Source organism: Streptomyces sp. URMC 127, assembly GCF_051386535.1.
Lineage (GTDB): Bacteria > Actinomycetota > Actinomycetes > Streptomycetales > Streptomycetaceae > Streptomyces.
Genome location: NZ_JBPQTW010000252.1, coordinates 1 through 9,262 on the forward strand (window position 1 = coordinate 1; position 9,262 = coordinate 9,262).

Annotated in this window: 11 protein-coding genes; all 11 read left to right on the top strand. The window is 74.1% G+C overall.

Annotated elements, in window-relative coordinates:
- Positions 1–268 precede the first annotated feature (268 nt).
- Entirely contained in the window at positions 269–1,189 is a 921-nt protein-coding gene (locus ACSNOH_RS30775; protein ID WP_436724735.1) for a Rossmann-like and DUF2520 domain-containing protein, read from the top strand.
- A 5-nt stretch (positions 1,190–1,194) separates the two neighbouring features.
- Positions 1,195–2,115 (top strand): pantoate--beta-alanine ligase, encoded by a 921-nt coding sequence (gene panC, locus ACSNOH_RS30780; RefSeq protein ID WP_436724743.1) that lies wholly within the window; start codon positions 1,195–1,197, stop codon positions 2,113–2,115.
- Positions 2,116–2,120: 5 nt separating this feature from the next.
- Positions 2,121–3,863, top strand: coding sequence for an L-aspartate oxidase (locus ACSNOH_RS30785; protein ID WP_436724744.1), 1,743 nt, complete (start codon positions 2,121–2,123; stop codon positions 3,861–3,863).
- Positions 3,860–4,909, top strand: coding sequence for a carboxylating nicotinate-nucleotide diphosphorylase (gene nadC / locus ACSNOH_RS30790; RefSeq protein WP_436724736.1), 1,050 nt, complete (start codon positions 3,860–3,862; stop codon positions 4,907–4,909). Before ACSNOH_RS30785 ends, nadC begins: the two co-directional genes overlap by 4 nt.
- Positions 4,909–5,706: a type III pantothenate kinase gene (locus ACSNOH_RS30795; RefSeq protein WP_356287499.1), complete on the top strand. Its 798-nt coding sequence runs from the start codon at positions 4,909–4,911 to the stop codon at positions 5,704–5,706. Before nadC ends, ACSNOH_RS30795 begins: the two co-directional genes overlap by 1 nt.
- A 100-nt stretch (positions 5,707–5,806) precedes the next feature.
- Positions 5,807–6,457: a hypothetical protein gene (locus tag ACSNOH_RS30800; RefSeq protein ID WP_436724737.1), complete on the top strand. Its 651-nt coding sequence runs from the start codon at positions 5,807–5,809 to the stop codon at positions 6,455–6,457.
- 84 nt (positions 6,458–6,541) lie between these two features.
- Entirely contained in the window at positions 6,542–7,270 is a 729-nt protein-coding gene (locus ACSNOH_RS30805; RefSeq protein ID WP_436724738.1) for a hypothetical protein, read from the top strand.
- Between the two features lie 98 nt (positions 7,271–7,368).
- On the top strand, positions 7,369–7,548 hold the full coding sequence (locus tag ACSNOH_RS30810) for a hypothetical protein (protein WP_436724739.1): 180 nt from the start codon (positions 7,369–7,371) through the stop codon (positions 7,546–7,548).
- A 140-nt stretch (positions 7,549–7,688) separates the two neighbouring features.
- Positions 7,689–8,084, top strand: a complete 396-nt coding sequence (locus ACSNOH_RS30815) for a BlaI/MecI/CopY family transcriptional regulator (protein WP_436724740.1) — start codon at positions 7,689–7,691, stop codon at positions 8,082–8,084.
- A 9-nt stretch (positions 8,085–8,093) separates the two neighbouring features.
- On the top strand, positions 8,094–8,612 hold the full coding sequence (locus ACSNOH_RS30820) for an amino-acid N-acetyltransferase (RefSeq protein ID WP_436724741.1): 519 nt from the start codon (positions 8,094–8,096) through the stop codon (positions 8,610–8,612).
- Between the two features lie 160 nt (positions 8,613–8,772).
- The gene (locus tag ACSNOH_RS30825; RefSeq protein ID WP_436724742.1) at positions 8,773–9,114 is read left to right on the top strand and encodes a histone-like nucleoid-structuring protein Lsr2; all 342 of its coding nucleotides are present in this window, start codon (positions 8,773–8,775) and stop codon (positions 9,112–9,114) included.
- Positions 9,115–9,262: the final 148 nt, after the last annotated feature.

Here is a 9,262-nt window from a genome sequence, read left to right on the forward strand (position 1 = left end):
AAGAGACCGCCCGTACCCGGCGCAGGACCGCGCCCGCCGCGTCCCGGACACCTGCGGGCAGGCGGCCGAGTGCTGACCCGCCGGCGGTGACTCCGGGCGCCGGGCTTCTTCCCCCCGCCCTTCACGCGAACGCGTGACCGAGTTCTGCACAAGCCCGCCGTTGTCCACAGGGCTGGGGACGACCCGAAGGCGCGCCCCGTACCTCACGTAGCATGACGAAGGAATCGTCCGGTACCCCCCGCGGACTGGAACGGAAGGCCGTCGCCGCGTGAACGCACACACCCTCCCGGAGCACCCGGGCCCCCAGGACCGCCCCGCCCGGCTCACCGTCGGCGTCGTCGGCGCGGGCCGTGTCGGCCCGGCGCTCGCCGCCGCGCTCCGGCTCGCCGGGCACCGCCCGGTCGCCGTCTCCGGGGTCTCCGACGCCTCCGTGCGCCGGGCCGCGGCCCTGCTGCCGGAGGTCCCGGTCGTCACGCCCGCCGAGGTCCTCGCGCGCGCCGAGCTGGTTCTGCTCACCGTGCCCGACGACGCCCTGCCGGGCCTGGTCGCCGGCCTCGCCGAGACGGGCGCCGTGCGCCCGGGCCAGCTCCTCGTGCACACCTCCGGCCGGCACGGCGTCGCCGTCCTCGACCCCGCGCGCCGCGCCGGGGCCCTCCCGCTCGCCCTGCACCCCGCCATGACCTTCACCGGCACCCCGGTCGACGTCGACCGCCTCGCCGGCTGCTCCTTCGGCGTCACCGCGCCGGAAGAGCTGCGGCTCGCCGCGGAGGCCCTGGTCATCGAGATGGGCGGCGAGCCCGAGTGGATCGCGGAAGAGGCCCGCCCGCTCTACCACGCGGCCCTCGCGCTCGGCGCGAACCACCTGGTCACCCTGGTCGCCCAGGCCATGGACCTGCTGCGGACCGCCGGCGTGGCGGCCCCCGACCGCATGCTCGGCCCGCTCCTCGGCGCCGCGCTCGACAACGTCCTGCGCAGCGGCGACGCGGCCCTGACCGGCCCCGTGGCCCGCGGCGACGCCGGCACGGTCGCCGCGCACGTCGCCGAGCTGCGCACCCACGCCCCCCAGGCCGTCGCCGGCTATCTGGCCATGGCCCGTACGACCGCCGATCGCGCCCTCGCGGCCGGTCTGCTCAAGCCCGAACTGGCCGAGGACCTGCTCGGCGTACTGTCCGACGGAGGACGGCCGTGAACGCTCTGACCGAGTGGCTGAAGGACCGGGACCGTGAGCCCGCCTTCGAGCTGCTGCCCGCCCTGGAGGACCTCGACTACCTCCTCGGCCACTACGCGGTCCCCGGCCGCACCGCCGTGGTGATGACCATGGGCGCGCTCCACGAGGGCCACGCCACGCTCATACGCGCCGCGCGCGAGCGCGTCGGCCGCAAGGGCCTCGTGATCGCCACGGTCTTCGTCAACCCCCTCCAGTTCGGCGCGGGCGAGGACCTGGACCGCTACCCGCGCACGCTGGACGCCGACCTGAAGCTCGCCGAGGCCTCGGGCGCGGACGCCGTCTTCGCCCCCTCGGTCGAAGAGGTCTACCCGGGCGGTCAGCCGCAGGTGCGCCTCTCCGCGGGCCCCATGGGCGAGCGCCTGGAAGGCGCCTCCCGCCCGGGCCACTTCGACGGCATGCTCACGGTCGTGGCCAAGCTGCTCCACCTCACCAGCCCCGACCTGGCCTTCTTCGGCCAGAAGGACGCCCAGCAGCTGGCCCTGATCCGCCGCATGGTGCGCGACCTCAACTTCCGTACGGAGATCGTGGGCGTGCCGACCGTACGGGAGGCCGACGGGCTCGCCCTCTCCAGCCGCAACCGCTATCTGTCCGCCGCCGAGCGGCAGACGGCCCTCGCCCTGTCCCGCGCCCTGTCCGCCGCCGAGCGGGAGAGGGCCTCGGCCCCGGCCGCCCTGGCCGCCGCCCGCGCCGTCCTGGACGAGGCCGCCCGGCTCGACCCCCCGCTGCGCCTGGACTACGCCGCCCTCGTCGACCCGGCCGACTTCACCGACGTCCCCGGCGACCACGCGGGCGAAGCGATCCTCGCCGTGGCCGCCAAGGTCGGCACCACCCGCCTGATCGACAACGTCCCCCTGACCATCGGCCCGGCCTCCGGAGCGCAGCGATGACCGGCATGACGGGCCCGACGGGCATGACGGGCACGACGGACATACGTCTGCACGCCCCCCGCCCCGGCTGGTCCGTCGACGCCGACGTCGTCGTCGTGGGCTCCGGCGTGGCCGGGCTCACCGTCGCCCTGCGCTGCGCCGCCGCCGGCGCGAAGGTCACCGTCGTCACCAAGGCCCTCCTGGACGACGGCTCGACCCGCTGGGCCCAGGGCGGCATAGCGGCGGCGCTCGGCGAGGGCGACACCCCCGCCCAGCACCTGCAGGACACGCTCGTCGCCGGCGCGGGCCTCTGCGACGAGGAGGCCGTGCGGACCCTGGTCACCGAGGGGCCCGACGCGGTGCGCCGGCTCATCGCCACGGGCGCGCAGTTCGACACCGACAGCGAGACGGGCGCGATCCTGCTCACCCGTGAGGGCGGTCACCACCGTCGCCGCATCGCCCACGCGGGTGGTGACGCGACCGGCGCGGAGATCTCCCGCGCCCTCGTGGAGGCCGTCCGCGCGGCGGGCATCGAGACCATCGAGCACGCCCTCGTGCTGGATCTCCTCAAGGACGCGGAGGGCCGCGCCGCCGGCGTCACCCTCCACGTCATGGGCGAGGGGGAGCGCGACGGCGTCGGCGCCGTACGGGCCCGCGCCGTCGTCCTGGCCACCGGCGGCATGGGCCAGGTCTTCTCCGCCACCACGAACCCGGCCGTCTCCACCGGCGACGGCGTCGCCCTCGCCCTGCGGGCCGGGGCCGAGGTCTCCGACCTGGAGTTCGTGCAGTTCCACCCCACCGTGCTGTGGCTCGGGCCGGACGCCGAGGGCCAGCAGCCGCTCGTGTCCGAGGCGGTGCGCGGCGAGGGCGCCCACCTCGTCGACGCGAACGGCCACCGCTTCATGGTGGGCGCCCACGAGCTGGCCGAGCTGGCCCCGCGCGACATCGTCGCCAAGGGCATCATGCGGCGCATGCAGGAGCTCGGCGCCGAGCACATGTACCTCGACGCCCGCCACTTCGGGGCGCAGATGTGGGAGCACCGCTTCCCCACGATCCTCGCCGCCTGCCGCGCGCACGGCATCGACCCGGTCACCGAGCCGATCCCGGTCGCGCCCGCCGCGCACTACGCCTCCGGCGGCGTCCGCACGGACCTGAGGGGCCGCTCCACCGTGCCGGGCCTCTACGCGTGCGGCGAGGTCGCCTGTACGGGCGTGCACGGCGCGAACCGCCTCGCGTCGAACTCGCTGCTGGAGGGGCTCGTCTTCGCGGAGCGCATCGCCGAGGACGTCACGGAGTCCCTCCGAGCCGGGGGAGCCCCCGCGCCCGCCGCCGAGGCGCCCGCGCCCGCGGCGGACACCGCCCTCGTCTCCGCCAAGGCCCGCCTGGAGATCCAGCGCGTCATGACGGAGGGTGCCGGCGTCCTGCGCTCGCGCCGTAGCCTGGAACGTGCCGCCGAGGAGCTCGACCGCATCGGCCGGGAGGCCGCCGAGGAGCTGCCGGGCACGGAGAGCTGGGAGGCCACCAACCTGCTGCTCGTCGCCCGCGTCCTCGTCGCCGCCGCCCTCCGCCGCGAGGAGACCCGCGGCTGCCACTGGCGCGAGGACGCCCCCGACCGGGACGATGCCTGGCGCCGCCACCTCTTGGTGACGCTGCGCCGGGACCGTACGCTCGCGGTCTCCACCACCGCGACGGCCGGCTTCCCGCCCGTAGCGGCCCCGACGCCCCACCCGCCCACGAACGGCGCTGCCGAACCGAGGAGCACCCCGTGACCACCCCGAACGACCTCCCCCTCCACCAGATCGGCCAGGACATCCAGGTGAACCTCGAAACGGCCGCCGGCGGCTGCGGTGACGGCTGCGGTTGCGGCGAGACGTTCGCGGAGGACGTCATGGAGTGCGGGCTCGATCCCGACCTCGCCCGCCTGCTCGCCGACGCCGGTCTCGACCCCCTGCAGGTGGAGGACATCGCCCACCTCGCCATCGAGGAGGACCTCGACGGCGGCGAGGACGTCACCACCCTGGCCACCATCCCCGCGGATGCCGTCGCCACCGGCGACTTCACCGCCCGCTCGGACGGCACGGTGGCCGGCCTGCACATCGCCGAGGCGGTCCTCTCGGTGGTCTGCACCGAGGAGTTCGAGGTCGAGCGGCACGTCGAGGACGGCGACCGGGTGACCGCGGGCCAGAAGCTGCTCACCGTCCGCACCCGCACGCGCGACCTGCTCACCGCCGAGCGCAGCGCGCTCAACCTCCTGTGCCGCCTGTCGGGCATCGCCACCGCCACCCGCGAGTGGGCCGACCTGCTGGACGGCACCAAGGCCGCCGTCCGCGACACCCGCAAGACCACGGTCGGCCTGCGCGCCCTGGAGAAGTACGCGGTCCGCTGCGGCGGGGGCGTCAACCACCGCATGTCCCTGTCGGACGCGGCCCTCATCAAGGACAACCACGTCGTCGCGGCCGGCGGCGTCGCCGAGGCGTTCAAGGCCGTCCGCGAGGCCTGCCCGGGTCTGGCCATCGAGGTCGAGGTCGACCGGATCGACCAGATCGAGCCGGTCCTCGCCGAGGGCGCCGACCTCATCATGCTCGACAACTTCACCCCCGAGCAGACCCGCGAGGCCGTCGAACTGGTCGCGGGCCGCGCCCTGCTGGAGTCCTCCGGCCGGCTCACCCTGGTCAACGCCCACGCCTACGCCGAGACCGGCGTGGACTACCTGGCGGTCGGCGCGCTGACCCACTCCTCCCCGATCCTCGACATCGGCCTCGACCTGCGCGAGGACGGCGAGGGCGCGGTGCAGGGGGACGGGGACGGCGCCTGATGCTGCTCACCATCGATGTCGGCAACACCCACACGGTCCTCGGCCTGTTCGACGGCGAGGAGATCGTCGAGCACTGGCGGGTGTCGACCGACCCCCGCCGCACCGCCGACGAACTGGCCGTCCTCCTCCAGGGCCTGATGGGCATGCACCCGCTGCTCGGCGAGGAGCTCGGCGACGGCATCGACGGCATCGCCATCTGCTCCACGGTCCCCGCGGTCCTGCACGAGCTGCGCGAGGTCACCCGCCGCTACTACGGCGACGTGCCCGCGGTCCTGGTCGAGCCGGGCGTGAAGACGGGCGTGCCGATCCTGATGGACAACCCCAAGGAGGTCGGCGCCGACCGGATCGTCAACGCCGTCGCGGCCGTCGAGCTCTACGGCGGCCCGTGCATCGTCGTCGACTTCGGCACGGCCACGACCTTCGACGCGGTCAGCGCCCGCGGCGAGTACGCGGGCGGGGTGATCGCCCCGGGCATCGAGATCTCCGTGGAGGCGCTGGGCGTCAAGGGCGCGCAGCTCCGCAAGATCGAGCTGGCCCGCCCGCGCGGCGTCATCGGGAAGAACACCGTCGAGGCCATGCAGTCCGGCATCCTCTACGGCTTCGCCGGGCAGGTCGACGGCGTGGTCGAGCGGATGGCCCGCGAGCTCGCCGACGATCCGGACGACGTCACCGTCATCGCCACCGGCGGGCTGTCGCCCCTGGTGCTCGGCGAGGCGTCGGTCATCGACGAGCACGAGCCGTGGCTCACCCTGATCGGCCTGCGGCTGGTCTACGAGCGGAACGTCTCCCGCACGTAGCGGCCCCGGTCCGGGCCCGCACGCAACCAACCGTGCGTTTCAACTGTCCTGTCAGCTGCGGGAGCTGATCCCGCATCCGACGGGCATGGAGCGTATGGGAATGAAGCGGACAATGCGGTGGGCGGCGGTTCCCGCCGCGGCGCTGGCGGCCGGGCTGGGGCTCGCCGCCGCCCCGGCGCAGGCCGGGCCGGCGCCCCGCGCGGACCACGCCGACTACCAGGCCGTCGCCCATCCGGTCGTGGGCCGGGTCGGCGAGACCGTCGAGGTCGAGCTGGGCGTCAGGAACGGCGGCCCCGGGCCGGCCGGCGGGCGGCCCGGCCACGGCGCGGGCACGTACGAGGTGACGCCGCCGCAGGGCACGGCGATCGTCGCGGCCCCGCACAGCGGCGCCCGGCAGCCCTGTGTGGCGGCCGTGCGCCCGGGCGCGGCGCCGGGCTCGTACATCTGCTCCATCGGGGAGAACTTCTCCGCCGGTGACCGGGACACGCTCAGCTTCCGGGTCCGCATCGACGAGAAGGTGGAGGGCGCGGAGGGCCTGGTCCGGATCCTCGACCGCGACGGGCAGCCGTCCCCCGACCCGGACCCCGGCAACGACTCGGCCCCGATCCGCGCCGAGGTCGCCGACCCCCTCCCCGAGCCGGCCCGGCCCGCCTCACCGGCGACGAACAGCACGCTCCTGCTCGCGACGACGTCGGGCACGGCGGTCTCGGCAGGCGCGATCGCGCTCGGGGTCACCCGCCGCAAGAGGTGAGTGCCAGGCCCGCACGGGGCCGCATGCCACGCCGTAAACAGTCGGCTATACGAAAATTGTCCGTTTAGCACTTAAAGTCGGCGCATGCCCACGCCATACGGATCCCGCGGCGGCATGGCGTTCAGCGCCGACGAACTGCGCGTGCTGCGCCGAGCCCTCGCCATTGCCGCCCGCCCCCACGCCGTCCCCGGGCGCCCCGGCCCCGAGCGCGCCGCGGAGGCGCGCGACTGCTTCCGCCTCGCCGAAGCCGTGGACGAAGCGGTGCTGGAGAGCGGAAGGCTGCGCGCCTTCCTCCGCGCCGACCTCGCCCGCTACCGCGCCGCCCTGCCCGGCGCCGCCTCCGGCTACGCCGAGCGCCTCCAGGACGCCCTCGCGGCGGGCTACCGGCCGCGCGCGGAGGACCTCGACGCGCTCCGCGCCCTGAGCGGCACCCCCACCGCCGGCCCCGCCGGCGCCGCCTACCGGGCCCTGCTGCACCGCTGCGAGCTCGCCTCCGGCCCGGCTGGACGGGCCGTGCCCGCCGACCGGACGGCCTGCGCGGTGCCCGCCGCCCGCATCCGGCTGCGCCGCACCCCGCTGCTCGCCCTGCCCGGCGGCCGCCCGCCGGCGACCGGGGCCGCTACGCCGCGGCCCGGCCAGAAGCCGGCGCGGAAACCGGCCGAGAAGCCGTCGGAGAAGCCCGGCACGGGGCCCGGCAAGCCCTCCGCGCCTCGCCCGGAGCGGCCCATCCCCACGCCCGGCGAGGTCTTCCCGCCCCGCCGCAAGCCCGTCCCGCCCCCGGGATCCGAGGCGCCGCACGCCCGCCCCGCCTGAGCGGCGGCCCGGGGCGCGCGTAATCTGGACGGGCTGCTCGCACACCGCGCAATCTCCGATCCAGAGCCAGAAACCACATCCAGAAGGAGCCGACGGCCATGGACTATGTCGCCGCACTGGTGCCGCCCGTCGTGATGGCGATCGCCTTCACCGCCCTGGTCGTGACGATCATCAAGAGCCAGGGTGGCGCGAACAAGGCCAAGGAGGACGCCGCGGTCGACGCGGCGCTGGCCCGGGCCGAGGCGGCGCGGCAGCCCGCCGAGGGCGGCGCCGCCTGAGGCGAGCGCGCCCGCGGGGCGGGCGCGCGTGCCCACGGGGCGTACGGACGGGACCGCAATTCCCGCCGTGCGCCCTTTTTGCTGCCCCTTTGCAGCTCCGATAAAGCGTCATTCCAGACATCTCCCACTATTATTCGCGTGTGGTCAGACGCCTGGGTGATCTGGAAGACGCGGTCATGACGCGCGTGTGGGACTGGAACCGGCCGGTCACTGTTCGAGAAGTGCTGGAAGACCTTCAACAGGAACGGTCCATCGCCTACACCACGGTCATGACCGTAATGGACAACCTGTATCAGAAGGGCTGGCTGCGCCGGGAAGCGGAAGGCCGGGCCTATCGATATGAGGCGGTCTCCAACCGGGCCGCCTACTCGGCCGCACTGATGAACGAAGCGTGGTCCGTGAGCGACAACCCCGCGGCCGCTCTCGTCGCCTTCTTCGGCATGATGTCGGCCGAACAACGCGAAGCCCTGCGGGACGCGATCCGGGTCGTCCAACTCGACGGGCCCGGCGACGGCCCCACCGCCCCGGGACGATAGCGTCCGGGCATGCCCGCGCTATCAAAAGTCGTCACCGTCCGCCGTGCCCGGACCAGCGATGTGGCCGCGCTGCGCCGCCTCATCAACACGTACGTTCGTGACGGCATCCTCCTCGACAAAGCCACCGTCACTCTTTACGAGGACATCCAGGAGTTCTGGGTGGCCGAGCGGGACGAGGACGGCACCGTCGTCGGCTGCGGGGCCCTGCACGTGATGTGGGAAGACCTGGCGGAGGTGCGCACTCTCGCGGTGGACCCGGACGTCAAGGGCGGTGGTGTCGGCCACGCCGTACTGGGCAAGCTGCTGCAGACGGCGCGCTGGCTCGGCGTGCGGCGCATTTTCTGCCTCACCTTCGAAGTCGACTTCTTCGCGAAGCACGGCTTCGTGGAGATCGGTGAGACACCCGTGGACGGTGATGTCTACAGCGAGCTGCTGCGTTCCTATGACGAGGGCGTCGCCGAGTTCCTGGGTCTCGAACGGGTGAAGCCGAACACCCTTGGCAACAGCCGGATGCTTCTGCATCTGTGATCGCGGTCCCTATGTCCGAATCGCGCCCCTATCACATGCCTCCGGAAGGGATGCTTCCCACGCGGAAGGCGGGCTGAACCTTCCCGGGGGGTTTGTGTTTTTCCGGGAAAGGCGGTTTGCTATTCCTCCGTAATCCCATTTTCCACTGAAAGGATTCCCCGTGGCGCAGAAGGTTCAGGTCCTTCTTGTCGATGACCTCGACGGTGGCGAGGCCGACGAGACCGTGACGTTCGCCCTGGACGGGAAGACGTACGAGATCGACCTCACCACGGCCAACGCCGACAAGCTCCGCCAGGCGCTCGCGGACTACGTGAAGTCCGCCCGCCGCACCGGCGGCCGTGCCGCCGGCGGCCGCGGCAAGACCCGCACGGCCGCGGCCTCGGCCGGCAGCCCGGACACCGCGAAGATCCGCGCCTGGGCCAAGAAGAACGGCTACAACGTCAACGACCGCGGCCGCGTCCCCGCCGACATCCGCGAGGCGTACGAGAAGGCCAACGGCTGACCCTCCCCCGGAGGACGGCGGCGCGCGCCCCGGGCGCGCAGCAGCCGGGCCCGGTAGGCCTCCGTGGCCGCCGCGCCCACCAGCCGGGCGAGATCGGGGGCGTCCCCCTCGCCCCCGAGTCCGGTCACCGGCAGCGGCGGCTCGACCC